The sequence below is a fragment of the Collinsella sp. AF36-3AT genome (assembly GCF_003475205.1).
Lineage (GTDB): Bacteria > Actinomycetota > Coriobacteriia > Coriobacteriales > Coriobacteriaceae > Collinsella > Collinsella aerofaciens_AF.
The window spans coordinates 13,018-37,290 of sequence record NZ_QROZ01000013.1 but is presented as its reverse complement, the minus strand read 5'-3'; the positions used below and the strand labels follow the sequence as shown (position 1 = coordinate 37,290).

21 protein-coding genes are annotated in these 24,273 nt (G+C 59.0%); 16 read left to right on the top strand and 5 right to left on the bottom strand.

Features of this window, described 5'->3' with window-relative positions; translation table 11 throughout:
* Positions 1-94 precede the first annotated feature (94 nt).
* Positions 95-562: a hypothetical protein gene (locus tag DW003_RS09435; RefSeq protein ID WP_117635976.1), complete on the bottom strand. Its 468-nt coding sequence runs from the start codon at positions 560-562 to the stop codon at positions 95-97.
* 277 nt (positions 563-839) lie between these two features.
* Between DW003_RS09435 and DW003_RS09430 the strand changes: the two genes are divergently transcribed.
* Positions 840-1,271 carry an Hsp20/alpha crystallin family protein gene (locus tag DW003_RS09430; RefSeq protein ID WP_117779449.1) on the top strand — a complete coding sequence of 144 codons (432 nt, stop codon included), beginning with the start codon at positions 840-842 and terminating at the stop codon, positions 1,269-1,271.
* An 80-nt stretch (positions 1,272-1,351) separates the two neighbouring features.
* On the opposite strand, the gene DW003_RS09425 is transcribed toward DW003_RS09430, so the two are convergent.
* The gene (locus DW003_RS09425) at positions 1,352-2,161 is read right to left on the bottom strand and encodes an MBL fold metallo-hydrolase (RefSeq protein ID WP_118388829.1); all 810 of its coding nucleotides are present in this window, start codon (positions 2,159-2,161) and stop codon (positions 1,352-1,354) included.
* Between the two features lie 48 nt (positions 2,162-2,209).
* Between DW003_RS09425 and tilS the strand changes: the two genes are divergently transcribed.
* The 5 genes from tilS (at position 2,210) to DW003_RS09400 (ending at position 8,935) form a co-directional block, all read left to right on the top strand.
* Positions 2,210-3,751, top strand: coding sequence for a tRNA lysidine(34) synthetase TilS (tilS, locus tag DW003_RS09420; protein WP_187361928.1), 1,542 nt, complete (start codon positions 2,210-2,212; stop codon positions 3,749-3,751).
* A 147-nt stretch (positions 3,752-3,898) separates the two neighbouring features.
* Complete coding sequence (gene hpt, locus DW003_RS09415) at positions 3,899-4,447, top strand: hypoxanthine phosphoribosyltransferase (RefSeq protein ID WP_117757872.1); 549 nt, start codon at positions 3,899-3,901, stop codon at positions 4,445-4,447.
* A gap of 61 nt (positions 4,448-4,508) precedes the next feature.
* The gene (gene ftsH, locus DW003_RS09410; protein ID WP_233545568.1) at positions 4,509-6,587 is read left to right on the top strand and encodes an ATP-dependent zinc metalloprotease FtsH; all 2,079 of its coding nucleotides are present in this window, start codon (positions 4,509-4,511) and stop codon (positions 6,585-6,587) included.
* 176 nt (positions 6,588-6,763) lie between these two features.
* Positions 6,764-7,954 carry a pyridoxal phosphate-dependent aminotransferase gene (locus DW003_RS09405; RefSeq protein ID WP_117648404.1) on the top strand — a complete coding sequence of 397 codons (1,191 nt, stop codon included), beginning with the start codon at positions 6,764-6,766 and terminating at the stop codon, positions 7,952-7,954.
* Between the two features lie 159 nt (positions 7,955-8,113).
* A complete protein-coding gene (locus DW003_RS09400; protein WP_117629855.1) occupies positions 8,114-8,935 on the top strand; it encodes a phosphatase in 822 nt (273 codons plus the stop codon).
* Positions 8,936-9,013: 78 nt separating this feature from the next.
* On the opposite strand, the gene rlmD is transcribed toward DW003_RS09400, so the two are convergent.
* Positions 9,014-10,228: a 23S rRNA (uracil(1939)-C(5))-methyltransferase RlmD gene (gene rlmD, locus DW003_RS09395; RefSeq protein ID WP_316242819.1), complete on the bottom strand. Its 1,215-nt coding sequence runs from the start codon at positions 10,226-10,228 to the stop codon at positions 9,014-9,016.
* Positions 10,229-10,786: 558 nt separating this feature from the next.
* On the opposite strand from rlmD, the gene DW003_RS09390 reads away from it, so the two are divergent.
* From DW003_RS09390 to DW003_RS09375, 4 genes are all read left to right on the top strand, one after another.
* The gene (locus tag DW003_RS09390) at positions 10,787-11,647 is read left to right on the top strand and encodes a transporter substrate-binding domain-containing protein (RefSeq protein WP_082421872.1); all 861 of its coding nucleotides are present in this window, start codon (positions 10,787-10,789) and stop codon (positions 11,645-11,647) included.
* Complete coding sequence (locus DW003_RS09385; RefSeq protein ID WP_117806870.1) at positions 11,647-12,300, top strand: amino acid ABC transporter permease; 654 nt, start codon at positions 11,647-11,649, stop codon at positions 12,298-12,300. Before DW003_RS09390 ends, DW003_RS09385 begins: the two co-directional genes overlap by 1 nt.
* Positions 12,293-13,057, top strand: coding sequence for an amino acid ABC transporter ATP-binding protein (locus DW003_RS09380; RefSeq protein ID WP_118388823.1), 765 nt, complete (start codon positions 12,293-12,295; stop codon positions 13,055-13,057). The genes DW003_RS09385 and DW003_RS09380 overlap by 8 nt, the downstream gene beginning before the upstream one ends.
* A gap of 310 nt (positions 13,058-13,367) precedes the next feature.
* The gene (locus DW003_RS09375) at positions 13,368-15,443 is read left to right on the top strand and encodes a translation factor GTPase family protein (protein ID WP_118388821.1); all 2,076 of its coding nucleotides are present in this window, start codon (positions 13,368-13,370) and stop codon (positions 15,441-15,443) included.
* Between the two features lie 129 nt (positions 15,444-15,572).
* On the opposite strand, the gene DW003_RS09370 is transcribed toward DW003_RS09375, so the two are convergent.
* On the bottom strand, positions 15,573-16,553 hold the full coding sequence (locus DW003_RS09370; RefSeq protein ID WP_118388820.1) for a DNA/RNA non-specific endonuclease: 981 nt from the start codon (positions 16,551-16,553) through the stop codon (positions 15,573-15,575).
* A 129-nt stretch (positions 16,554-16,682) separates the two neighbouring features.
* Positions 16,683-17,693 carry a LacI family DNA-binding transcriptional regulator gene (locus DW003_RS09365; RefSeq protein ID WP_233545567.1) on the bottom strand — a complete coding sequence of 337 codons (1,011 nt, stop codon included), beginning with the start codon at positions 17,691-17,693 and terminating at the stop codon, positions 16,683-16,685.
* A gap of 415 nt (positions 17,694-18,108) precedes the next feature.
* Between DW003_RS09365 and DW003_RS09360 the strand changes: the two genes are divergently transcribed.
* The 6 genes from DW003_RS09360 to DW003_RS09335 all read left to right on the top strand — a co-directional run bounded on the left by DW003_RS09360 (position 18,109) and on the right by DW003_RS09335 (position 24,198).
* Positions 18,109-19,581, top strand: a complete 1,473-nt coding sequence (locus DW003_RS09360) for a PTS fructose transporter subunit IIC (protein WP_118388816.1) — start codon at positions 18,109-18,111, stop codon at positions 19,579-19,581.
* A 143-nt stretch (positions 19,582-19,724) separates the two neighbouring features.
* Positions 19,725-20,999, top strand: a complete 1,275-nt coding sequence (locus tag DW003_RS09355; protein ID WP_006235615.1) for a class II D-tagatose-bisphosphate aldolase non-catalytic subunit — start codon at positions 19,725-19,727, stop codon at positions 20,997-20,999.
* A gap of 218 nt (positions 21,000-21,217) precedes the next feature.
* Entirely contained in the window at positions 21,218-21,901 is a 684-nt protein-coding gene (gene fsa, locus DW003_RS09350) for a fructose-6-phosphate aldolase (protein ID WP_006235616.1), read from the top strand.
* Between the two features lie 63 nt (positions 21,902-21,964).
* Positions 21,965-22,795, top strand: coding sequence for a transketolase (locus DW003_RS09345; RefSeq protein ID WP_118388814.1), 831 nt, complete (start codon positions 21,965-21,967; stop codon positions 22,793-22,795).
* Entirely contained in the window at positions 22,795-23,733 is a 939-nt protein-coding gene (locus tag DW003_RS09340) for a transketolase family protein (RefSeq protein WP_118388812.1), read from the top strand. Before DW003_RS09345 ends, DW003_RS09340 begins: the two co-directional genes overlap by 1 nt.
* A 12-nt stretch (positions 23,734-23,745) precedes the next feature.
* Positions 23,746-24,198, top strand: a complete 453-nt coding sequence (locus DW003_RS09335) for a PTS sugar transporter subunit IIA (RefSeq protein WP_118388810.1) — start codon at positions 23,746-23,748, stop codon at positions 24,196-24,198.
* Positions 24,199-24,273: the final 75 nt, after the last annotated feature.

Below are 24,273 nucleotides of genomic sequence, written 5' to 3'. Positions count from 1 at the left end.
GGGGGAGGCCTCGCGGCCTCCCCCTTTTTTGCGTTTACGGGGTGTAAATGACTCAATTACACCAGACGATCTTGTTGTTTTTGGTATTGAGCCTTTATTTAAAGAAAATAAATCGTATAACAAGGGCAACTGCTATGGCCGCAATGATCAAAAGCAGAATTGTCAGCTGATGCTGCTTGCGTCGTTTACTTGACGAAACGAAGATTGATTTTCCCTGTTTTGGCGTTTCGAGATAGCGAGCCGAATGCGTCAAGGTTTGCTTGGGTCGAGGCCCTCTTTGTTGATGAGCGGCGGATGCTTTCATCGGCTCATCGCTAGCTGCGCTGTTTTTAGATAATGGCGCGTCTTTCAGATATACAGGGTCTCCCGAGGCAACGCCCATATGTTTACGTCCCGTTTGGGCATCCTCGAGCGTTTGATATCGATTTCTCGTCACATAATCGGGCTCAGGATCATTAATGGGCTCTTGCGAGATGTGGGGGCGATGGAACCGTGGCGGCTGCGTAGAAGTATCTTCGCCCTGCGTCGGCATAAACATATTGTTCTGGTTTTGGTCGTCCATGATGCCCTTTAGCTCGTTACCAACAACGTGTACGCGCTCATTGTAAGCCCCTTGTTATTTGTAGCTGCGAACATACTTCTTATTTAAGCTCTGGTTCAAAGAACCTTAACCTTACTAAGACCTGAGTCATACACACTTAGATATGCTTATAGTACTGGACTCAAAAAACTTTATAGTCGATGTATATATGAGCACTGGGTGGGCATATATAAGAGCGTCAAAAGAAGTCCCAGTCACCTAGAAGATGGCTCGGCAGTCCTTAAAAGGAGTGGTAAACATGGCAAGCATGGTTCCTTATCGTTCGGTTTTTGGCGTTCGTCCTTCTGCTAGCTCGCTGTTCGATCTGTTTGATGATATGACCGACCTTGCAAACAACTCGATTGCCTCCAAGGCGTTCCCCGTTGACGTTGAGGACAAGGGCGATGGCTACGAGGTCAAGGCGTATCTGACCGGTGTCGCCAAGGATGACATCGACGTTGAGCTCAATGAGGGTCGCCTGTCCATCAGCGTGAACGTCGAGGAGAGCGCCGAAAACGAGGGTAAGAACTTCCTCCAGAAGGAGTTCGGCTCGTACAGTGCGACGCGCGGCGTGTATCTGAAGGACGCTTCGAGCGAGGGCCTTTCGGCTAAGTATGCTGACGGCATCCTGACCGTTACGGTTCCCAAGATTGTCGAGAAGAAGAACGTCACGAAGATCTCTATCGACTAACGATGGCTCTGCTTCAATCGAGAGTATGAGTTAAGGGGGCTGGGAAGTGATTCCCAGCCCCCTTTTGTTGTCTTGAGGGGCTATTGAATGGTTGTCGGTTGATACTGGCTTGCAGGGCGTATCGAGAGCTTCCGTGGCCCTTGAAGACGGGTGGCAGAACTGCCGAGTTCATCATCGAGACTTGCATCAAGCGCGTTGGCATAGCTTTTGACGGTAAGGCTTGGACGATTATTGTCCTGGCTGATATGCATGGCGATGAGCTGTTCGGTGCGATCGGTAACAAGTTCGCGCGCGGCTTCGGCGGCCTGGTTGTTGGAGAGGTGTCCCCTTGCAGACAGGATGCGCTCCTGAAGAAAGCGGGGATATTCTCCCTCGCGCAGCATGGTCACATCATGGTTGCTTTCGAGCGCGAGGACTCGACAATCTTTGAGGGTGTTCATGGCTTGGCTCGATAGCTCTCCGGTGTCGGTGGCAAACCCAATGGAATCATCGAGAGCATTAAATCGATAGCCGACAGGATTGATGACATCGTGCGATGTTGAGTAGGTTTGCACGTGGATGCCGGCAATGGGGAGCGTGTCGCCGGGGTCAAATTCCTCTACGGGCAGGTGCGCGAGGTTTTCTTTGCATGAAAGGGTGTCCCTACTGGCAAAGAGGGGACCATGCCAGTGCTTGCACCATACATCGAGCCCCTTGATATGGTCACCATGCTCATGGGTGATTACAAGAGAGGCGACGTCGTCTGCCGAGAGGCCAAGCTCCGCCATGCGTTTAAGTGTCTCGCGGCGGGACAGGCCGTTGTCGATCATGATGAGCCCCTGAGGCCCCTCGACGAGTGCGCAGTTGCCTTTTGAGCCGCTGCCGAGGATATGAAGGTGCAGGCGAGACATAAGATTCCAAAGGATACAATGAGTGCGGACGAATAGAGGAGGAAGCGAATGCCAACGGTATCTCAGCACTATGGACATCATGCCGCGCCGAGGACGGATAAGAGCGCCCTGGCAACGCGGCGGGCCGCTGCCCCCGTAGTGCTCATGGTATCAGGCGGTGCGGACTCGACGGCGCTGCTCCTTATGGCTTGCACATCAAAGCTGGATATCCAGGACGGGCGCGGCGTCGCTCCCATTGCGCGCGAGCGATTGCACGTGCTGCATGTAAACCATCATCTGCGCGGCAAGGCGTCCGATGGCGACGAGGCCTTTGTACGTGACCTGTGCGCGCAATACGGCTTGCCGCTGTGCGTGGAGCACGCTTATTTTGATGACGAATCGGGCAATATCGAGGCTGCGGCTCGCGAGGTGCGCTATGCCGCGGCACGGAGATATGTTCGCGAACTTTGTGCTGAATCGGGCGCACCGCGGACGGCGGCTCGTATCTGTACCGCGCACACGTCTTCGGACCGCGCGGAAACATTTTTGATGAACGCGATTAAGGGTTCGGGGCCCGCTGGCCTATCGAGCATTCCGCGCCGTCGGAACATTGTGGTTCGCCCCTTGCTCGACCTCACGCACGATGAGCTCGTGAGCTATCTGCAGGTGCACGGTCAGCCATGGCGGGAAGATGAAAGCAACGAGGACGTTTCGTACCTGCGCAACTATGTACGCCATCGGGTGATGCCGGTGGTGGCACGGCGCAACGCGAGCGTCTGTAAGACGATTGGCGCCGCTTGCGAAATTCTGGGCGACGAAGACGCCTTTCTTTCCCAGCTTTCGGCACAGGCGTTTCGAAGCTGCCTGCGCAAGGAAGCGGCGGGCGCACTGGTGCTCGATGCGCGCCGTCTTGCCGCCGCTGAGGTTGTGATTGCACGGCGTATCGTGCGGTTGGCGATTAAGCGCATCGATCCCGACGCGCGACCGGAGATGCGGCACGTGGAGCGCGTGCTCGCCTGCGTCGCTGCGGGCTCGGGCTCGGTTACGCTTCCTGCGGGAATTGATGCCCGTGTGGAGTTTGGCATGCTGGCGTTCAAGGCCCCGGCGGCGCGCGAGGGTTTAGTGGCCGATTGGATCTCCGTTCCCGGTTGTCTGCCGCTGGGGGCGGGGCATATGCTGACAGCGGAGCCGATGGCTGTGGAGCCGGGGTGCGATATCGTGCACCGTGCCCGCGAGCTTGCTGCTGCCGGAAAGGTTGCGGCCTTGGTGGATGCGGCGGCCCTGGGGTTTGCCGACCGCGATGGCGAGCGGATGTTAGCCGGCTCGCGCGGGGAGATCCCCACCGAGGCACGATCGGCGCGCCTGTGGGTGGATAGCCCTGTGCCGGGAGACGTGATGTGCCCGTTGGGGATGAACGGCCGAAGCAAGAAAGTGTCAGACCTGTTAAACGAGGCGCGCATTCCTGTTTCAGACCGCTCTGGCGTACCCGTGGTAAGAACGGCTCCGGGAGGTGCCGTAGTATGGGTCGCGGGCGTTCGCGCGGACGAGCGTTTTAAATGCACGGCCGCAACGCGCGTGGCATATCTGCTTCGTGTGGTCGATGCGGAATAGCGCTTCGCGCCAGCTATTCTGTGCGACGTTGACGGTATTCCCGCGCTGATGGCGCACGGGCTGGTAAATATACCCCGTGCGCTGCTAGAATGTGTAGTTCGCGTCCATGCGGCGGTGCGTGGGCGATAAGCACAAGAAAGGGTTGTCATGGCTTCTCAACATCCGGATATCGAGAAGGTTCTGTTTACGCAGGAGGATATCGACGGTATCGTCTCTCGCCTAGGCGAGCAGATTACTCGCGACTACGCGGGTAAGGATCTGGTGCTGATTGCGGTCCTGCGCGGCGCCGTGGTCTTTATGGGCGACCTGATGCGCAAGATCGAGCTGCCGACCAACATCGATTTCATGGCTGTTTCGAGCTATGGCGACGGTGTGAAGTCTTCGGGCATCGTGCGTATCATTAAGGACCTGGATATCGACATCCGTGGTCGCGACGTGCTGATCGTCGAGGACATTCTGGACTCGGGCCTGACCCTCAAGTACCTGATGAAGAATCTCGAGAGCCGTAAGCCCGCCTCGCTGGAGGTCGCTGCCTTCCTGTGGAAGGACGTTGAGGACCGCGTCTCGGCCGTCACGCCCAAGTATGTTGGAACCCATTGCCCCGATGCCTTTGTGGTGGGCTACGGCCTCGACTATGCCGAGCGCTATCGCAACCTTCCGTATCTGGGCATTTTGAAACCGGAGGTTTATTCGTAAGATGCCCGACGACCGTAACGACAACAATTCCCAGACTCCCCGGGACCCAAAGATCCCGGGGATGCCCGGAGGCAAGAAGCCCACGCGTACGGGCTGGCTGTATTTTCTTTTGGCTTGCGCGCTCCTGGGTTACGCCTTCTTTAACATGGGCTCCGGCTTTGCCAACTCCAGCAATACCGTAAAGCTCGCGACGAGTGAGATGGTCAGCGCCATCAAGCAGGATCGCGTCGAAGATCTGACCTATACGGTTCAGGACGGAAGCGTGACGGGTCATTACTGGAAGACGAAAAAGGACAAGGGCGACACGAGCGAGCTCAAGAGCTTTTCCTCGACCTATGTCGGTTCCGATTCGCTTGCCGAGCTCATGGCGGAGCACCCCGATACCAAGTACATCGTCAACACCAACGATCCCGATTTTTGGGGCGACTTGGCGATGAGTGTGCTTCCGACGATTGCTCTGATCGCCATCATGTTCTACTTTATGCGCCAGATGATGGGCGCCAATAATAGGAACATGCAGTTTGGCAAGACCAACGCCAAGACCAACGAGGCCACGCGCCCCAAGGTCAAGTTCGAGGACGTTGCCGGCGTGGACGAGGCAGTCGAAGAGCTCGAGGAGATCCGCGACTTTTTGAGCGATCCGGACCGCTATCGCAAGTTGGGTGCCAAGATTCCGCGCGGCGTTTTGCTGGTGGGCCCTCCGGGTACCGGTAAAACCCTGCTGGCCAAGGCCGTTGCCGGCGAGGCGGGCGTGCCGTTCTTTAGTATCTCGGGCTCTGATTTTGTCGAGATGTTCGTGGGTGTCGGCGCCAGCCGCGTGCGCGACCTTTTTAAGGAGGCCAAGTCTCAGGCTCCGTCGATCATCTTTATTGACGAGATCGATGCCGTGGGACGTCAGCGCGGAGCCGGTTTGGGCGGCGGCCACGACGAGCGCGAGCAGACGCTCAACCAGCTGCTGGTCGAGATGGACGGTTTTGAGGAAAGCGAGTCGGTCATCCTGATCGCCGCGACCAACCGCCCCGATATTTTGGACCCGGCGCTGCTGCGTCCCGGCCGTTTTGACCGTCAGGTTACGGTCGACCGTCCGGACGTGAAGGGCCGCGAGCAGATCTTGCGCGTGCATGCCGAGAACAAGCCGATGGACGAGGACGTTAAGTTTGAGAAGCTCGCCCAGATGACCGTTGGCTTTACCGGCGCCGATCTGGCGAACCTGCTCAATGAGTCTGCGCTTTTGGCTGCTCGCCGCCATCGTTCCGTGATCTCGATGGACGAGGTCGAGGAGTCGATGGAGCGCGTGATTGCCGGACCGCAGCGCAAGGGTCGCGTGATGACCGAAGCCGAGCGCACCACGATTGCCTACCACGAGAGCGGTCATGCCCTGGTGGGTCATATCCTGGAGCACTCCGATCCGGTTCACAAGATCTCGATCGTCAGCCGTGGCCAGGCCCTGGGCTACACACTGCAGCTTCCGCAGGAGGATCACTTCCTCAAGACCAAGAACGAGATGCTCGATGAGCTTGCCGTGTTCTTGGGCGGTCGCGTTGCCGAGGAGCTCATGTGCGACGACATCACGTCGGGCGCGAGCAACGACCTGGAGCGCGCGACCAAGATGGCGCGCGAGATGGTCACGCGTCTGGGCATGAGCGAGGAACTGGGCACGCAGGTGTTTGGCGAGGCGCAGCATCAGGTGTTCCTGGGCCGCGATTACGCCGATCACCAGGATTATTCCGAGGAGACGGCGCGCCGCATCGATATCGAGGTTCAGCGCATCATGCGCGAAGCCCATCGCCGTGCGGTCGAGATTTTGGATGCCCGTCGCGATCAGCTCGATCTGATGGCGAAGGTGCTGCTTGAGCGCGAGACCGTCGAAGGCGACGCCGTGAACGCCCTGCTCGACAACGAGTGGGATGCTTACCTTGAGCGCGAGGGCGATATCCTGGCGGCCAAGGAGGAGCGCAACGCCAAGGCGGCCGGCATGCCGACCAAGAAGTGCTCGCCTCGCATGAGCGAGGAGGAGCTGGCGGCTGATGCTGCGGCCTTTGCGCAGGCGGCCATGCAGGAGGATGCCGAAGCCGCATCCGATGATGCCGGTGATGGCAATGCTGTCAACGCTGACGGCAACACCGACGCCGACAAATAGTTCTTGTAGCGAAAGCCTCTGCGGGGAAACCTGTGGAGGCTTTTTCTTTTGAGCGATATGTTGATTGGGGACAGACTTAAATGAGCGTTTTCACGCATTTAAGTCTGTCCCCAATCAACATTGTGGCGCTCTAGTTGGCTAAAGCGTACAATAGCGCCTATGCGAAAGGGGAACAGATGATCAACGAAACTATGTATGCTCGCGGTGCGGAAAGCTCCATCATCCGTGAGATTTTTAGCTATGGCCTTGAGCGCAAGGCACAGATCGGTGCGGAGAACGTATTCGATTTTTCGCTGGGCAACCCGAGTGTTCCGGCGCCCGCTGCTGTTGCTGAGTCCATTAAGAAGGCGTTGGAGCTGCCGAGCGACCAGCTGCATGGATACACGCCTGCGCCGGGTCTGCCGCAATGTCGAGCGGCCGTCGCCGACTCGCTCAACCGTCGCTTTGGCACGAGCTATGAGGGCAAGGACGTCTTTATGACGGTGGGTGCCGCGGCTTCGCTCACCTGCACGCTCAACGCCGTTACGAACCCGGGCGATGAGGTTGTTGTTATCGCCCCGTACTTTCCGGAGTATCGCGTGTGGATTGAGAAGGCCGGCTGCACGTGTGTTGAGGCGCTCGCCGATGAAGATACGTTCCAGCTGAGCGTGAGTAACGTGCTCAAGGCGATTACCGATAAGACGGCTGCCGTCATCATCGACTCGCCCAACAATCCGACCGGTGCCGTATATACACGCGACACGCTGACGCGACTGGCCAATGTTCTGCGCGAGGCCAACGCTCAGCGCGATCCCGAGAATCCGATTATGCTCATCTCTGATGAGCCGTATCGCGAGATTGTCTATGGCGCCGAGGTGCCTTGGGTGCCTTCGATCTACGAGCACACCATCGTGTGCTACTCGTATTCCAAGTCGCTTTCGCTACCGGGCGAGCGCGTCGGGTGGATCCTGGTTCCCAATACGAATCCTCAGGCAGCTCGTCTAATGCCCGCCGTTGCCGGTGCCGCCCGTACGCTGGGCTTCGTGTGTGCACCGGCGCTCTTCCAGCGTGTAATCATCGACTGCATTGATGAACCGAGCGATGTCGAGGCCTATGCTCGCAACCGCACCGCGCTTACCGATGCACTAGCGGAGTACGGCTACACCTATGTTGAGCCGGATGGCGCGTTCTACCTATGGGTGAAAGCGCTGGAGTCCGATGCGAATGCGTTCTGTGAGCGCGCGAAGAAGTACGAACTGCTCGCGGTGCCTTCGGATAGCTTTGGCATGCCGGGCTGGTTCCGCCTGGGCTACTGCGTGAGCTATGAGACAATCGTCAACTCTCTGCCTGCCTGGAAGCAGCTGGCCGACGAATATCGTCGAAAGTAAAGCGCTCTGCTTACAATGTTTTACGTGAAACGGGGTTTGGTTTTAAGCCAGACCCCGTTGTCTATGCCGTTGTGTGATTGGGATGAAGCAGTTTTACGACTGCCGAAAGCTATGCGTACAATGAATATACGCGACGGCCATACTGGACAAGGAGACCCGATGCCCTACCTTCTTTCTTGTGATATTCATACTCATACGATGTTCTCTGCGCATGCGTACTCAACCATCGAGGAGAACATCTATTGGGCGGCGGAGCGCGGCCTTCAGGTGCTCGGTTCCGCCGATCATTTAAGCTCGATGGTTACGCCTTGTCCCAATGACCTGCGCAGTTTCCAATTCTTTATTAACCAGGATATCTGGCCGCGCATTTGGAGCGGCGTGCTGGTGCTGCGTGGTGCCGAGGCTGATATCGTTTCGCTGGACGGCAGCTTGTTTGGCGAAGACATTCCCGTTTCGCTCGATATCGCCGGCGATTCGTATAGTCGTGAGCATTCGCTGTTCGATTTGGTGACGCGTAATTTGGATTATTTGGTGGCAAGCGTGCATAACCCGCAGTTTGCCGAAGGCGCGACGCTCGCCCAAACGACCCAGATGTACATCAATGCCCTGGAGCACCCCAAGGTGTTCATGCTTGGGCATGCGGGTCGTTCGGGCGTGCCGTTCGATATCGATGAGGTGCTGTTGGCGGCCAAGGCCAAGCACAAGATCATCGAGATCAACAACCATAGTCTTGAACACGGTGTCGACACTGAGCATTGGGCCGTATGCCGCAAGATCGCCGAGCGCTGCGCCGAGCTGGGCGTGGGTATTGGCGTGTCGACCGATGCCCACATTGGCATGGCCATTGGCAAGCTCGATCACGCGCGCAAGATGCTCGACGAGATTCACTTCCCGCTGGATTTGATCGTGACGCGCGACCGCGAGACGCTGCTGCGCGAGATGGCGGCAGCCGGCGTGTGTGACCTGCGCAAGGGGATGTAGCGGAGTTCATAAACCAAGCGAAGGGGGCGGTCCAGACGGGCCGCCCCCTTTCTTGTCTCGAAAATCTACCGGGGTGGATTAGCGGCGCTCGAGGACCGCTACGGTTTCGGTGTGGTCGGTATGGGGGAACATGTCGACAGGCGTGATCTTGAGCAGGCGATAGCCTCCGTCGAGGAGCTGATGCAGGTCGCGCTCTTGAGTCACGGGGTTGCAGCTGATATAGGTGATGCGGCGCGGTTTAAGTGCGCAGGCAGCTTCGAGGAACTCGGGCGTGGAGCCGGCGCGCGGCGGGTCGATGGAAAGAATGTCGACGCGTTCGTTGTTGTCGGCGGCATCGAGGATATAGTCGGTCGCATCGTCGGCCATAAACCAGGCGCTGCGGGTGAGGCCGTTGAGCTCGGCATTGCGGCGTGCGTCGGCAACGCTCGCCGGGTTGCGCTCCACGCCGAGCAGCATAATGCCGACGCCTCTGTCCTGGGCATCCTTCGCGGCGCACAGACCGATAGTTCCGCTACCGCAATAGGCATCCATGAGTACGTCGCCCTGCTGCAGGTCCATGCCGTCAATCGCGAGCTGATAGAGCAGCTCGGTCTGCTGCGGGTTGGTCTGGTAGAACGCGGTGGGGGAGATATCGAACTCGCAGCCGAGCAGCTGGTCGCGCATGCACTCGGCGCCATATACAATGCGGGTTTCCTCGCCGAGGATGGCGTTGCCGGGACGTCCGTTGATGTTTTGGGCGACGGTGACGATGTGCGGATTGAGTGCGGCGACAGCCTCAAAGAACTCCTGCGCATGCGGCAAGTCGCGCTGAGCGGTCACGAGCGTGACCATGACCTGGTCGGTATGCCAACCGCAGCGGACGACGGCATAGCGAAGCAAACCAAGATGCTTGTCCTCATTAAAGGCGGGAATATGCAGCCGCTCAGCTTCGCGTGCGATGCCGTTGAGAATCTGACGGGCGCCCGGTGCCTCGACGGGGCATTCGGGTACGGCAACGATCTTGTGCGTGCCGCGCTCAAAGAAACCGCAACGGACGGCGCCCTCCTTACCGGGAGCAAAGGGAGTGGCAGCCTTATGACGAAAGCCACGCGGCGCAGGATATTTGCCCGGGTCGCCCAGGGTGACTCCCATACCGCGAATGGGGTCGACGCTAATACCCTCGCGCCCGCAAAGAGCAGCAAAAAGCTCCTCCATAGCAGCCTGCTTAGCTGCCAACTGCTTTTTATAAGGACGATTGAGTGCCGTGCACCCACCGCAAGCTTTCATGATGGAACAAGGAGACTTGGGATCCACAGCCTTATGCGCAGACGGAACCGAATCATTATGCGGACGCTTGGAACGAGTCCGAGGCGCTTTGTCCCCGCCCCGACGAGAGTCAGAACGCTTGGTCTTAGCTTTGCTTTTTGCAGCTTTAGAAGACTTGGATCTCTTAGAAGATTTCTCCTCCTTCGACCCCTCAGCCGCCTCGATCAAAGCACGACGAGCCTTACGCTCCGCACGAGATTCTGCCATGAATTAACCCCACTAATTTGCAAATTGAAATCTGAAAGCATTGTACCGTGCCAAGCTAGCAGACGATATGCAAGCGCCCATTTCATGTCAGTGATAAGTCCAACGACGTTTGCCCGCCGGGCGCCGGGGCAGGGGTTAAGTTTGTCGCGAGTTCCGCACGAACAGGAGAGCACTTAATGTGCTCTCCGTCGTGAGCAGGACTGTAGAGCAGCAAACTTAACCCCTGCCCCGGCGCCCGGCGGGCAAACCTTCCCTTGTACTCCATCTCACTAAAGTGTATGATTCTGAACGTTACATGACTCACTTTACCTAACTAAAGTGCCATCAAGGGGGAATACCATGAATACCGATATGTCTCGTCGTCAGTTTGTTGGTCTAGCCGGCTCGCTCGCCACGGTGCTTGGCCTTGGTCTTGTCGGTTGCGGCGGTGGTGCCGGCAAGGGCTCCGCTGCTGGCTCTGCCGCGGCCAAGGATGTGAAGGGCGCTGCGGAGTCCAAGAAGCTCGTGGTGGGCTTTGATAAGTCCTATCCTCCGTACGGTTTTGTGGGCGACGACGGCGAGTACACCGGCTTTGATCTCGATCTGGCCAAGGCTGTTGCCGATAAGCAGGGCTGGGAGGTCAAATACGAGGCCATCGATTGGGATGCCAAGGACACGCTGCTCAACTCTGGCGCCATCAACTGCATCTGGAACGGCTTTACCATGGAGGGCCGTGAGGACGACTACACGTTCTCCGAGCCGTACATGCTCAACGAGCAGGTGCTGGTGGTCAAGAAGGATGCGGGCATCAAGGGCTGGGACGATCTTGCCGGCAAGACTGTGATTACCCAGACTGATTCCGCTGCGCAGGACGTGCTTGAGGGTGACCAGAAGGATCTGGCGGCGACGTTTGCCACGCTCGACACGATCGGCGAGTACAACACGGCCTTTATGCAGCTCGAGAGCGGCGCGGTCGATGCCGTGGCTTGCGACCTTTCGATTGCCCAGTATCAGCTTGCCGCCAAGCCCGATGCTTATACGCAGCTTGATGAGCCGCTGTCCAGCGAGCACTACGCCGTCGGCTTTAAGAAGGGCGACACCAAGTCGGCCGACGCCGTGACCGAGTCGCTCAAGGCGCTCTACGAGGACGGCACGGTTAAGGACCTGTGCGACAAGTATTCAAGCTATGGTCTATCTTTCGATAATTGGGTGCTCAAGTAATGTCTATTCAGGTCATGATGCAGATGCTTGGCCAGGGTTTCTTGGTCAGTTTGCAGTTGTTTGTGCTGACGCTGTTGGGATCGATTCCGCTGGGAATCCCCGTGGCGTTTATGCGCATGAGCAAAATTGCGCCGCTCCGCTGGATTGCGCGCATCTATATCTCGGTCATGCGCGGTACGCCGCTCATGCTGCAGATGTTTGCCATTTACTTTGCCCCGTATTACGTGTTCGGCATTTCGCTCACACCCGATTCCAAGTGGACGGCGTGCGTTGTGGCGTTCATCATCAACTACGCCGGTTACTTTGCCGAGATCTATCGCTCGGGCCTGCAGTCCATTCCTCGCGGTCAATACGAGGCAGCCGAGGTGCTGGGCTACTCGCGCATGCAGACGTTTCTGTATATCGTGATGCCGCAGGTCGCCAAGCGTATTCTGCCGGCGATGGGCAACGAGATCATCACACTGGTCAAGGACACGTCGCTGGCGTTTGCCATTGGCGTGGGTGAGATGTTCTCGACGGCCAAGGCGCTGGTCGCCTCGCAGGTGAGCATGGTGCCGTTTGCAATCGCGGCGCTGATCTACTGGGTCTTTAACTTCGTCGTCGAGATGCTGCTGGGCGCTGCCGAGAAAAAATTGGATTACTACCATGATTAATTCGGTAATGAATATATCGAACGCGCGTAAGGCGTTTGGCGGCAATGAGGTGCTCAAGGATATCTCGCTTGAGGTGAAGCGTGGCGAGGTCGTGGCGATTATCGGACCTTCGGGTGGCGGCAAGTCCACGCTGCTGCGGTGTGCCACGCTGCTCGAGACACTCGACGGAGGCTCGCTCTCGTTTGGAGACCTTGCCGTTGCGACGGATGCGGGTTCGGGCGCGGTCTATGCGAAGGGCGATGTGCCCAAGCAAGCGCGCTCGCGGTTTGGCCTGGTGTTTCAGAACTACAATCTGTTCCCGCACTATACCGTGATGAAAAACATCATCGATGCGCCGATTCGTGTGCTTAAGCGTCCGCGCGAGCAGGCGGAAGCCCGCGCTCACGAGCTGATTGCGCAAATGGGGCTTACGGGCAACGAGAACAAGGTGCCATGTGAGCTTTCGGGCGGCCAGCAACAGCGTGTGAGTATCGCCCGCGCCTTGGCGCTCGATCCGGAGATCCTGTTCTTTGACGAGCCGACCTCGGCACTCGATCCCGAGCTGACGGCCGAGGTGCTGCGTGTCATTAAGGACCTTGCCGCGCAGAATATGACGATGGTGATCGTGACCCACGCAATGCAGTTTGCGCGCGATGTTGCCGACCGCGTGGTCTTTATGGATGGCGGTCGTATTGTCGAGGAGGGTCCTGCCGAGCAGGTCATCGACCATCCGCGCGAGCAGCGCACCCGTGAGTTCTTGAGCCGTATCGAGGGATAGGCTCAGGTATTTACTCAACTATTAATTGAGGCGAAGCCGCCGCAGGTCTTACGGTCTGTGGCGGCTTTTTGTTTGCATCGACGGGGTTCAATAATCGCCTCACAAGCTTGTCTCTTCCTCTCGCCGCCTGTATTCATACGTGTGCCGAAAGGTGTGCATGGACGGTCGCCCGTGAGGGTAGGGTGGTGGCATAGGACATTTGGAGGGTGAGTCGGCTCGGCTGCCGACCATGCTGCTCCCGGGATGGCACCGACCGCGAACTCTCCCCGTTGGCGTCGCGCATTGCGCGCGGCCCTGCAAGGAGGTCATCATGGGTGCTCCCAAGACCGGTAACGTAAGGAACGTGGTGCTCGTAGGCCAAGGCGGGGTGGGCAAGACTTCACTCGCCGAAGCCATGCTCCACCTTTCCGGCAAGACCGCCCGCCTGGGCGGCCACGACGGCACCAAGCCCACGCTCGACTATGACCCCGAAGAGGTCAAGCGTGCGTTTTCCATCTCGACGACCATCGCGCCGATCGACTGGAAGGGCGCGCGCATCAATGTGCTCGATGCCCCGTGCTACCCCGATTTTATCGGCGACGCCTTTGCCGCGATGAGCGTCTGCGAGACGGCTCTGTTTGTGGTCGACGCCGAGGCCGGCCCGCAGCCTACGACGGTTAAGCTCTGGTATGCCGCCGAGGACCTGCGCCTGGCGCGTGCGGTGTTCGTAAACCGCCTGTCGCGCTCCGAGGCCAGCTTTGCGACCACGATGGACCTGCTGCAGGAGCGCTTTGGCACGCGCCTGGGCGCCGTGACCCTTCCCTGGGGCGAGGGCGAGGACTTTGACGGCATCATCGACCTGGTGCGCATGAAGGCGCGCCATTGCAACGGCACCGAAGCCGTTGAGTCGGAGATTCCCGAGGAGTATCGTGCCCAGGCCGAGGAGGCCCATGACCATCTGTGCGAGTTGGTGGCCGAGGCCGACGATGAGCTGATGATGAAGTACCTGGAAGGCGAGGAGACACTGACGCAGGAGGAGCTTGAGGGCTTGCTGTCGAAGGCGATTGCCGAGCGCATCTTTGTGCCGGTCTTTGCGGGCGATTGCATTAAGGAGCAGGGCGTCAACTCGCTGATGGACGACATCGCGACGTACTTCCCGGCGCCGACCGACTACGGCGAGATGCCGCTTATCGACGGCGATTCGCTCAAGATTTCGAGCGACGATGACCGTCCGGTGGCGTTTGTGTTTAAGACCCTGGCCGATCCGCAGCAGGGTCGCATCAGCTTTATCAAGGTGCTGACGGGTACGCTTGAGCCGGGTCTTGAGCTGATCAACGCGCGTACCCGCAAGGGCGACCGTCTGGCTCACCTGTATGTGATGTGCGGCCGCGATATGACCGAGGTCGGTCACGCCTATGCCGGCGACATTATCGTGGCACCCAAGCTGGCGGCCGAGACGGGCGATACGCTCTCGATTACCGGCAAGGTCGAGGCTGCGGCGTTTAAGTTCCCCAACTCGCAGTACCGCATTGCCATCGAGGCCGAGAATCGCGGCGACGAAGAGAAGCTCTACACGTTTATCGAGAAGGCCTGCAAGGCCGATCCGACCATGAGCATCGACCGCGACGAGGAGACCGGCCAGACCATTATCTCCGCCGTTGGTGAGGCGCAGGTTTCGGTGCTGCTCAATCGTTTGGAGGATCGCACCAAGGTCGTAGCCAAGAGCGTGCCGATCCGCATTCCATATCGCGAGACCATCCGCCGCACGGCGAGCGCCCAGGGTCGCCACAAGAAGCAAACCGGTGGCGCCGGTCAGTACGGCGACTGCTGGCTGCGCGTGGAGCCGCTCATTGGGCCCGACGGCACGAGCGATGGCTATGAGTTTGTGGACGAGGTCGTGGGCGGCCGCATTCCGCGCTCGCTGATCCCCGCCGTGGACAAGGGTGTCCAGGAGACCATGAAGGACGGTATTATTGCCGGCTATCCGCTCACGGGCATTCGCGTGGCTGTGTACGACGGCTCGTATCACAGCGTCGACTCCAACGAGATGGCGTTTCGCGCGGCGGCTCGCATCGGCCTGCGCAAGGCATGCGCCGATGCCGACCCGGTGGTGCTGGAGCCCATCGAGGAAATCACGGTGACTATCCCCGAGAGCTACGCCGGCGCCGTGATGGGCGACATCTCGGCATCGCGCGGTCGCGTGACGGGCATGGAGACCGATGAGCGCGGCGACACCGTGGTCATCGCACAGGCGCCTCTCGCCGAGTTGACGGATTACTCGACTCGTCTGCGCTCTATCACGCGCGGCACGGGCGACTTTACCATGAAGCCCGCCGGCTACGAGCAGGTGCCCTATGACGTTCAGACCAAGCTGGTCGAGCGCTATGAGGAGGGTCGCGCCAAGTAGCGTGTGATTTTGCCTGCAACATACATGTCGATGCAAGGGCCGCTCTGGGCAATCCAGAGCGGCCCTTTTTGATCCCTGGGGGACGGAGGAAAACGGATCATGTTAGGTTTTGGGGCAGCTTGATCGGCCCTAGTCTCCCGAGGCCTGGTTGCGGCCGGTGGTGTAGTCGATCTGCACATGCGGCTGCAGGTTGTAGCAATATACGTGGAAGCAGAGGGTCTTGCCGTGGTCCTCGACCGATTGCGCCTCAAGGCGCACGCCGCGGCAGACAAGTTCCTCTTCGTTATACATAGGCGTGACGCGATAGAGCACGTGGTTGCCCGTGTCGCGGATGTAGCCGAGAATCTGCTCCTCAAACGGCAGCATGCCTGTCTCGTTGAGATAGCGCGTGCCGGTGAGGAGATTTTTGCGGTTGGCGTTTTCGCCGCAAAGCGACCAGGCGATAAGGTGGCAGCGGTTGTAGAGACTCTGGCCCGGAATAAAGTCGTAGCGCTGCTGGCGCCATCCAGCGGGATGGATACGCGAGATATCGCCGCGCTCGCCTTGACCGAGTAATTCGGGGCCCACGCAGGCGAGCGCTTTGCGGGTGCGGCCCAGGCTGTCGAGCTTGGAGAACTTCTTAAAGCAACCCTCTTCTGTAGCGCGCTCGTATTCATCGAGCGTGAATGACGGCGTGCCGAGCGGGTGCGTGCTATCGGCGCGCAGGGCAACATAGGGGTTACCCGCGTAGTCAGGAATGCTGCTGAGGTATACGCCACGGGCGCGGTCGAGGTCGGGGTTTTCGACCTCGTCGATGGGGGTGGCGCTGTTTGCGGATGCGTCGTCACCGGTGCCGGTTGCGGCGGAATCGGAGCCATCGCCAGAGTCTTGGCTATTTTGAGAGTCCGAGGAGCTCGCTGTTCCCGATTCGAGCCGGGCAACCAGGTCTGCCTCGTCGTCAGTGCGGCTGGGACTCTCGTCTTGCTTCTCGGCCAGGGCTACCGCCTGCTCATCACTTTGCGGCGAGAGTAGTCTGGGCGCCCCGTCGAGCGACCCTGTGAACAACGCAAACCCCAGCACCACGGCGGTGCCGATGGAAAGTGCTTGCTTGTAGGCGGACTTGCGCGACATGGAGGCTCCTGGATGGACGGTTGGGAATCTACCAGTCTAGCAGGAGCCGGCAGGGGCCGTTCTGTCGAACAAATACTTAAGATTTGGGACAAACGCTACGGATTCAATTGCCTCATATTTGACGTATGGCTAGATCGAGGTGGAACCGAGCCAATTGAGTTTACATTCGAGAATGCGCTGCTCACCTGGCGTGCTGCTGCCATCGAGTAGCGCGAGGAGCATCTCGGCCGCCTCTCTGCCTTCCTGGTCGACGGGCTCGATGATCGTGGAGACGGTCGGCGTGGTGAGGTTGGTCCAGTCTTCGCAGTTGAGTCCCAAAAGACCGATTTGCTGCGGAAGTAGATGGGCCATGGGCTGGAGAGCCTTGTAGACACGGGGAAGTGCCCACTGATTTTGCACGAAGATGAGGGTTCGCTTGGCGGGGTTGAGCTTGTATTTAAAGTACTCGGTCAGCTCGCTGACCGACGGCTTGTTGTGGTCGATGGGAATCGCTTTGTAGAGCTGTCCGTTCGCTGCCAGTGCCTCGGCATACCCCTGAAAACGCTCCATGCGGGTGCGCATTTCGGTCATGTTGGCGGCAATGGAAAAGAAGTCTTCGTAACCGGCGTCGAGGAGTGCCTGCGTGGCGTTGTACACACCGTCGTAAAGATTGGTTTTGATCCAGCTGGTGCCTGGGCTATAGATGGCCGCATCGAAAAAGACGACCGGCTTGCCGGCGCGCTTGATGCGGTCGTGCACGGCTTTGAAGTTTGCCGTGGGCTGGATGATAAAGCCATCGACGCCCAGCGAGAGCATTTTGTCGACATACATGAGCTCGGTCTCGGGGTTAAAGTTGCTCGTGCAAACGACCGTCTGGTAGCCCGCGGGGAGCATGACCTGCTCCATGCCGTTGAGGACGAGGCCCGCCCATTTGTTGGTGTTATCCAAGATAATGATGGCGATGACGTGGGTCTGTTTACCGGTGAGTGTTTGTGCCTGGGCGTTGGGGACGTATCCCAGCTCCTTTATAACACGCGCGATCTTTGCCTGCGTCTTGTCGCTGAGTTTGTCTCGTTTGTCGTTGAGGTAATACGAGACGCTTGCCGTCGAGGTTCCCGCCTCTCGAGCGACGTCTGCAATCGTAACGCGCTGTTTTGCCACAGCGACTCCTTCCGACAGATGAGCATTTTCCAACATGATGACTTTGAGTCTTGGTGAGGGATGCGCTTCGGTGAGCGACCTTTTCCTTTCATATGAGTATGCAACAAATGCGGTATACGGGTGGGGTCGAAATTTGTGACCGGCATGCGTATCTGCCGTCTACCGAGAAAATCAAATACTTCTTGACTTTTGAAATCGAGGGTAAAATCGCAGGATTCATTTTTGGTTAAACGCATAACTAAATAGCGTAACCAACGCTCTGACCTGCGCGTTTACCGAAATAAGCTGGCATTAAGAAAATTGAGCACCTATATTGGTCTTGTCGAAAAGACAGCAAGTCCAAACGGCAGGGGATGCTCCGGAGGCCTCCGCAAACGGTGTCTTGCGCACGCAACTCTATGAAAAGAGGGAAGCAATGAAGATCGTAGGCGTTGCCGCCTGTACCGTGGGTATCGCCCACACGTATATGGCCCAGAAGGCGATTCAAGATGAATGCGCCGCCCGTGGCATCGAGTGCAAGGTCGAGGCTCAGGGTGGCCTGGGTATCGAGAATGAGCTCACGCAGGAAGACGTGGACTCCGCCGACCTGGTCCTGGAGTCCGTCGACGTGGGTGTCGAGAACGAGGACCGTTTTGAGCAGAAGGTGGCCGAGGGCAAGTTCCTCAAGGTCGGTACCTCGGATGTAATCGCCGATCCGGTGAAGATCATTGACCAGGCCGTTGAGATCATCAAGGCGACGGGTGGCGCCGTTGACGCGCCCAAGGCCGAGGCCAAGGCAGAGAAGAAGGCCGTCTCCGCTGCCCCGCAGGCCCCGACACCGGCGTCCAAGCAGTCCATCTTTGCCGATCCTGGCAAGACGCTGCTCAATGCATTCAATACCGGCGTTTCCTATTTTATCCCCATCGTCGTTATCGGCGGCGTGTTCCTCGCCTTCTCGTTGGCATCCGGTACTGCCGGTGCTAGCGGCATGGAGGTCACCAACCCGTTGATGGTGAGCCTTAACACCATCGGCATGGCCGGCATCTCTATGATGATTCCGGTGCTTGCGGCATACATCGCTTACTCGATGGCCGGCAAGCCCGCACTTGCCCCTGGCTTCGTCCTGGGCTACTTGGTCAACAACGCCGTCGTCACCCCGAGCGGCAACAGTGTTTCGACTGGCTTCTTGGGTGCCATGATCATGGCTGTCATCTGCGGTTACTTTGTCCGCTGGATGAAGACCTGGAAGGTCAACAACACCATCCAGACCATCATGCCGATCCTGATCATCCCGATTCTGACCTCGCTCGTCCTGGGCATGGCCTACATCTACATCCTGGCCACGCCGCTTGGCTTTGTGATGGATTGGCTCACCAGCGTGCTCGGTAGCCTGCAGGGCGGCTCCGCCGTCGTCCTGGGCCTGGTCATTGGTGTTATGACCGCCTTCGATATGGGTGGCCCCATCAATAAGACCGCTTCGACCTTTACTATGGCCATCATGGCCTCCGGCATCTATGGCCCCAACGGTATGTTCCGCGTCGCCGTCGCCATTCCCCCGATTGCCTGCGGTCTTGCAGCGCTCATTGCCAAGAACAAGTTCGATGACGCCGATCGCCAGATGGGTATCTCCGCACTGTTCATGGGCTGCATCGGCATCACCGAGGGCGCTATCCCCTTCGCGGTCAAGGACCTTGGCCACACCCTGCCCGGCATCTGCATCGGATCTGCCGTGGGTGCGGCACTCGCCGCCTTCCAGGGTATCGACTGCTACGTCCCGCACGGTGGCTTTATCGTCGCCCTTGCCACCAACAACGTCGCGCTGTTCTGCCTGGACATCGTGATTGGCTCCGTGGTCGCCGCTGCAATCCTGATTGCCATGAAGCCCACGCTCGATAAGCAGGCCAAGTAAACCTTTAAGGACTCCGGTTGTGCGGAGGGATGGATTTGACTCCGCACAACCGCCCCTACACAACAAATCCATCCGTACTGATAGGGCCCGCATCTGGGTCCCAGGGAACTTTTGTCAAAAATCCTCTGGAGAAGGAGAACAAAATGTCCAACCTCACCATCCGCCAGGCCGTTCAGGGCATGCTCAAGCTGCAGGATAGCGGCGATCACGCAACCATGGTCGGCATTGGCCCCATGAGCCCCAACCTGATTCAGGCCGTGTTCGAGCTTGCCAAGGACGAGGATTTCCCGCCCATGTTTATCGCCAGCCGCAACCAGGTCGATATGGACGAGATGGGCGCCGGCTACGTCAACGGTTGGGACCAGACGCGCTTTGCCGCCGACATCAAGAAGGTCGCCGACGAGGTGGGTTACACCGGCCCGTACTACCTGTGCCGCGATCACGGCGGTCCGTGGCAGCGCGACGAGGAGCGTAACGCCCACCTGCCCGAGGACGAGGCCATGGAGCTCGCCCGCAAGTCCTTCGTCGCCGACATGGAGGCAGGCTTTGACCTGCTGATGGTCGACCCCACCAAGGACCCCTATCAGATTGGCAAGGTTATTCCGCTCGACGTGGTGCTTCGCCGCACGATCGATCTTATCGACTACCTTGAGCAGTACCGTCGCGAGCATAACCTGCCCGAGGTTGCCTATGAGGTTGGTACCGAGGAGACCAATGGCGGCTTGACCTCTACCGATAAGTACGAGGAGTTCATTTCTCAGCTGCAGCCCGAGCTCGAGAAGCGTGGCTGCCCCATGCCCACCTTTATCGTCGGCCAGACCGGTACGCTCACCCGTTGGACCGAGCAGGTCGGTCATTACAACTTCAAGAACGCCCGTGAGCTCGCCGACATGGCTAAGCGCTACGGCGTGGGCCTGAAGGAGCACAACGCCGACTACCTGGATGACGCGACGCTGCTCGAGCACATCCCGGCTCACGTGACCGCTTCCAATGTCGCCCCTCAGTATGGCACCGAGGAGACTCGCGCTTACCTCAAGCTCTGCGCTACCGAGCAGATTCTGGTCGACAACGGCCTGTGCGACGATCCCTCCGACCTGTATCACACGCTGCTGGTCAAGGCTATCAAGACCGAGCGCTGGCGCAAGTGGATGACCGGCGACGATGTCAACCTGCAGGTTGACGACATTCTGGCCGACGACGAGCTCAGCCTGAAGATTCTGGATGTCTCCGGCCACTACGCCTTTAACGATCCCGAGGTCAAGGAGCAGGTCGAGAAACTCTATCGCAACCTCGCTGCCCAGGACATCGACGGCAAGCGCTTTGTGATCGAGCACATCAAGCGCCCGATCAAGCAGTACGTCGTCGGCCTTAACCTCAAGGGCGTCACGAGCCGCATCGAGAAGGCTCTCGAGGACTAAGTAGTTCCGGCGTTTTGACAAACGCCGGACCGGTCGACGCTGCGCGGGCATCTGCCGGGCAATCTGGCGCTCAAGCCGTCGCTCGCGTACCAAAGTACGCTTCGCTCCTCTTTCGCACCACCTTGCCACGGCAGCTGCCCGCTCGCTGACGTTGGTCCGACCAGTGATTGAGCCGCTGTCCTTAGATTGCTAGCTATTCATTTGAAGGAGTTTGTACCATGAAGTTCTTTATCGATACCGCCAACCTTGACGAGATCGCCGAGGCAAAGAGCTGGGGCTGCCTGGCCGGTGTTACCACCAATCCGTCCCTGTATGCCAAGACCGGCGGTAAGCTCGCCGACTTTGAGCCCCATATGCTCAAGATTGCCGAGCTCTGCGAAGGTCTGCCCGTGTCTGCCGAGTCTACCGCCACCACGGCCGAGGGCATGATCGAGGAGGGCAAGCGTCTTGCCGCCCTCGCCCCCAACATTGTGGTCAAGCTCCCCGTCTGCGAGGCCGGCCTCGCCGCCTGCCGCGCCCTGGCCGACGCAGGCGTGCGCGTCAACATGACGCTCGTCTTCTCGCCGACCCAGGCCTTGATGGCCGCCAACGCCGGCGCTCGCTACATCAGTCCGTTTGTGGGACGCTTCGATGACATCGCCGAGGACGGTATCTCGCAGCTCGACAACGTTGTGACCTGCATCAAGAACTATGACTGGACTGGTAAGAACGTCGATGACACCGTCGAGATCATCACTGCATCCGTCCGCACGCCTAATCACGTGACCCAGGCGGCACTGCTCGGTGCCGATATTGCGACCGTCCCCATGGCTGCTCTTAAGAAATGCCTGCATCATCCGCTGACCGACCAGGGCCTTGCCTCGTTCGAGGCTGACTGGCAGAAGGTCGTCGCTCAGGCTTAACGAGTGGATTGCCCCGGCATCGCGTCATCCGGTGCCGGGGTTGTTCTCAAGAGAGGAATTCGTATGACCAACCAGGAGCTGGCGAAGGTCGCCAATGAGGTCAGGAAGGGTGTCGTGACTGCGGTTCACGCGGCCAAGTCGGGACACCCGGGTGGATCGCTCGGTGCTGCCGACATCATGACGTATCTGTACTTTGAGGAAATGAATATCGATCCTGCCGACCCTCACAAGGCCGATCGCGATCGCTTTGTGCTCTCCAAGGGTCACGCGGCGCCGGGCCTGTATTCGGTGTTGGCAAATCGCGGCTATTTTCCCGGCGAAGAGCTCGAGACGCTCCGCCATATTGGCAGTCGCCTGCAGGGCCATCCCAACATGAACGACACCCCGGGCATCGATATGTCCACCGGATCGCTCGGCCAGGGTATCTCCGCCGCGGTTGGAATGGCGCTTGCCGCTAAGCACTGGGACGACGGCTACCGTGTCTACACGTTGCTGGGCGACGGTGAGTGCGAGGAAGGCCAGGTGTGGGAGGCGGCCATGTTTGCCGGCAACCACGACTTGGATAACCTCGTCGCTATCGTCGATCACAATGGCCTGCAAATTGACGGCAGTATCGACGCAGTTAACTCGGCTATGCCGCTTGCCGACAAGTTCCGCGCCTTTAAGTGGCATGTGATCGAGCTCGCCGATGGTAACGACATGGCGCAGATTGCCGCCGCCTTTGCCGAGGCTCGCAAAGTGAGCGACTCGCCCGTGGCTATTATCGCCGAGACGGTGAAGGGCAAGGGCGTCTCCTTTATGGAAAACCAGGTGGGCTGGCATGGCAAGGCGCCCAACGATGAACAGTTTGAGCAGGCCATGGCCGAGCTCGCAGCAGCAGGGGAGGAGCTCTAATGGCAGACGTCAAGAAAGTCGCCACGCGCGTTAGCTATGGCGAGGCACTTGTCGAGCTGGGCAATGAGCGCGATGACTTTGTGGTTCTCGATGCCGACCTGGCCGCCGCCACGCAGACCGGTAAGTTTAAGGCTGCGCACCCCGAGCGCTTCTACGATGCCGGCATTGCCGAGAGCAACTTGATGGGGCTCGCCGCCGGCATTGCGACCACGGGCCACGTCGCCTTTGCGAGCACCTTTGCCATGTTCGCCGCCGGCCGCGCGTACGAGCAAGTGCGTAATTCCATCGGCTATCCGCACCTCAACGTCAAAATTGGCGCTACGCATGCGGGCATCTCGGTCGGTGAAGACGGCGCTACGCATCAGTGCTGCGAGGATATCGCGCTCATGCGCACGATTCCGGGCATGACGGTGATCGTCCCCGCCGATGACATCGAGGCTCGCGCTTGCGTGCGCGCCGCCTATGAGTTTGAGGGACCGGTCTACATGCGCTTCGGCCGCCTGGCAACACCGGTTATCAACGACCGCGAGGACTATGAGTTCAAGATTGGTCGCGGCGTGGTCGTGCGCGAGGGCTCCGATGTCACAATCGTCGCCTGTGGCCTTATGGTTGCCGAGGCGCTCGAGGCTGCCGAGGCTCTTGCCGCCGATGGCATTGATGCCGAGGTTATCAATATGCACACCATTAAGCCGCTCGACGAGCGCCTGGTTGTTTTCAGCGCCAAGAAGACCGGTCGCGTGGTCACCGCCGAGGAACATTCGATTATCGGTGGTCTTGGCGAGGCCGTGGCCTCGGTGCTCGCAGAGCAGCATCCGGTGCCGATGCGACGCGTCGGCGTGCGCGATGTGTACGGCGAGTCTGGCCCTGCGGTTGATTTGCTGCACAAGTATGGTTTGGACGCCGACGGCATCGAAGCCGCGGTCAGGTCCGTGTTGTAAGGAAGGTTTTCCATGGGGTTTGTATCTGCCAACCAAGTGACGATTGGCTACGCCGCCGCCTCGCGCGAGGACGCGCTGCATTATCTGTCCGAGCAGGCTGTTGAGCTTGGTTTTGCCGATGACGCATCTGCTGTAGAGGCGGCTTTTATTGCTCGCGAAAACGAGGCCGAGACTGGCCTCGTCGCCGGTTTTGCCGTTCCGCATGCCAAGAGCGATGCGATCCATACGCCGGGCGTGGCCGTGCTCAAGCTGTCCGAGCCTGTTGAGTGGCCGAGCTTTGATGGCGTGCCCGTCGATGTGGCGCTCGCGCTGTACGTGCCCGCCGGCGAAGCGGGAACCACGCACCTGCGTCTGCTCTCCAAGGCTGCCGTGATGCTGATGGATGCCGGCTTCCGTGGCAAGGTGCGCGAAAGCACCGATCCCGTTGAGATTGCGGAACTCATCAATAGCGGACTCGAAGACTAGAACGGTCATCCCGTTCAATCAATCGATCCTTCTCCAAGGAAAAGGGCCGCGACGCCATATAGGCGTCGCGGCCCT

What these genes read in the sequence shown, in the direction of transcription:
- DW003_RS09435 (WP_117635976.1), bottom strand. Translation starts at nt 562, where the DNA reads ATGGACGACCAAAACCAGAACAATATGTTTATGCCGACGCAGGGCGAA.
- DW003_RS09430 (WP_117779449.1), top strand. Translation starts at nt 840, where the DNA reads ATGGCAAGCATGGTTCCTTATCGTTCGGTTTTTGGCGTTCGTCCTTCT.
- DW003_RS09425 (WP_118388829.1), bottom strand. Translation starts at nt 2,161, where the DNA reads ATGTCTCGCCTGCACCTTCATATCCTCGGCAGCGGCTCAAAAGGCAAC.
- tilS (WP_187361928.1), top strand. Translation starts at nt 2,210, where the DNA reads ATGCCAACGGTATCTCAGCACTATGGACATCATGCCGCGCCGAGGACG.
- hpt (WP_117757872.1), top strand. Translation starts at nt 3,899, where the DNA reads ATGGCTTCTCAACATCCGGATATCGAGAAGGTTCTGTTTACGCAGGAG.
- ftsH (WP_233545568.1), top strand. Translation starts at nt 4,509, where the DNA reads ATGCCCGGAGGCAAGAAGCCCACGCGTACGGGCTGGCTGTATTTTCTT.
- DW003_RS09405 (WP_117648404.1), top strand. Translation starts at nt 6,764, where the DNA reads ATGATCAACGAAACTATGTATGCTCGCGGTGCGGAAAGCTCCATCATC.
- DW003_RS09400 (WP_117629855.1), top strand. Translation starts at nt 8,114, where the DNA reads ATGCCCTACCTTCTTTCTTGTGATATTCATACTCATACGATGTTCTCT.
- DW003_RS09390 (WP_082421872.1), top strand. Translation starts at nt 10,787, where the DNA reads ATGAATACCGATATGTCTCGTCGTCAGTTTGTTGGTCTAGCCGGCTCG.
- DW003_RS09385 (WP_117806870.1), top strand. Translation starts at nt 11,647, where the DNA reads ATGTCTATTCAGGTCATGATGCAGATGCTTGGCCAGGGTTTCTTGGTC.
- DW003_RS09380 (WP_118388823.1), top strand. Translation starts at nt 12,293, where the DNA reads ATGATTAATTCGGTAATGAATATATCGAACGCGCGTAAGGCGTTTGGC.
- DW003_RS09375 (WP_118388821.1), top strand. Translation starts at nt 13,368, where the DNA reads ATGGGTGCTCCCAAGACCGGTAACGTAAGGAACGTGGTGCTCGTAGGC.
- DW003_RS09370 (WP_118388820.1), bottom strand. Translation starts at nt 16,553, where the DNA reads ATGTCGCGCAAGTCCGCCTACAAGCAAGCACTTTCCATCGGCACCGCC.
- DW003_RS09360 (WP_118388816.1), top strand. Translation starts at nt 18,109, where the DNA reads ATGAAGATCGTAGGCGTTGCCGCCTGTACCGTGGGTATCGCCCACACG.
- DW003_RS09355 (WP_006235615.1), top strand. Translation starts at nt 19,725, where the DNA reads ATGTCCAACCTCACCATCCGCCAGGCCGTTCAGGGCATGCTCAAGCTG.
- fsa (WP_006235616.1), top strand. Translation starts at nt 21,218, where the DNA reads ATGAAGTTCTTTATCGATACCGCCAACCTTGACGAGATCGCCGAGGCA.
- DW003_RS09345 (WP_118388814.1), top strand. Translation starts at nt 21,965, where the DNA reads ATGACCAACCAGGAGCTGGCGAAGGTCGCCAATGAGGTCAGGAAGGGT.
- DW003_RS09340 (WP_118388812.1), top strand. Translation starts at nt 22,795, where the DNA reads ATGGCAGACGTCAAGAAAGTCGCCACGCGCGTTAGCTATGGCGAGGCA.
- DW003_RS09335 (WP_118388810.1), top strand. Translation starts at nt 23,746, where the DNA reads ATGGGGTTTGTATCTGCCAACCAAGTGACGATTGGCTACGCCGCCGCC.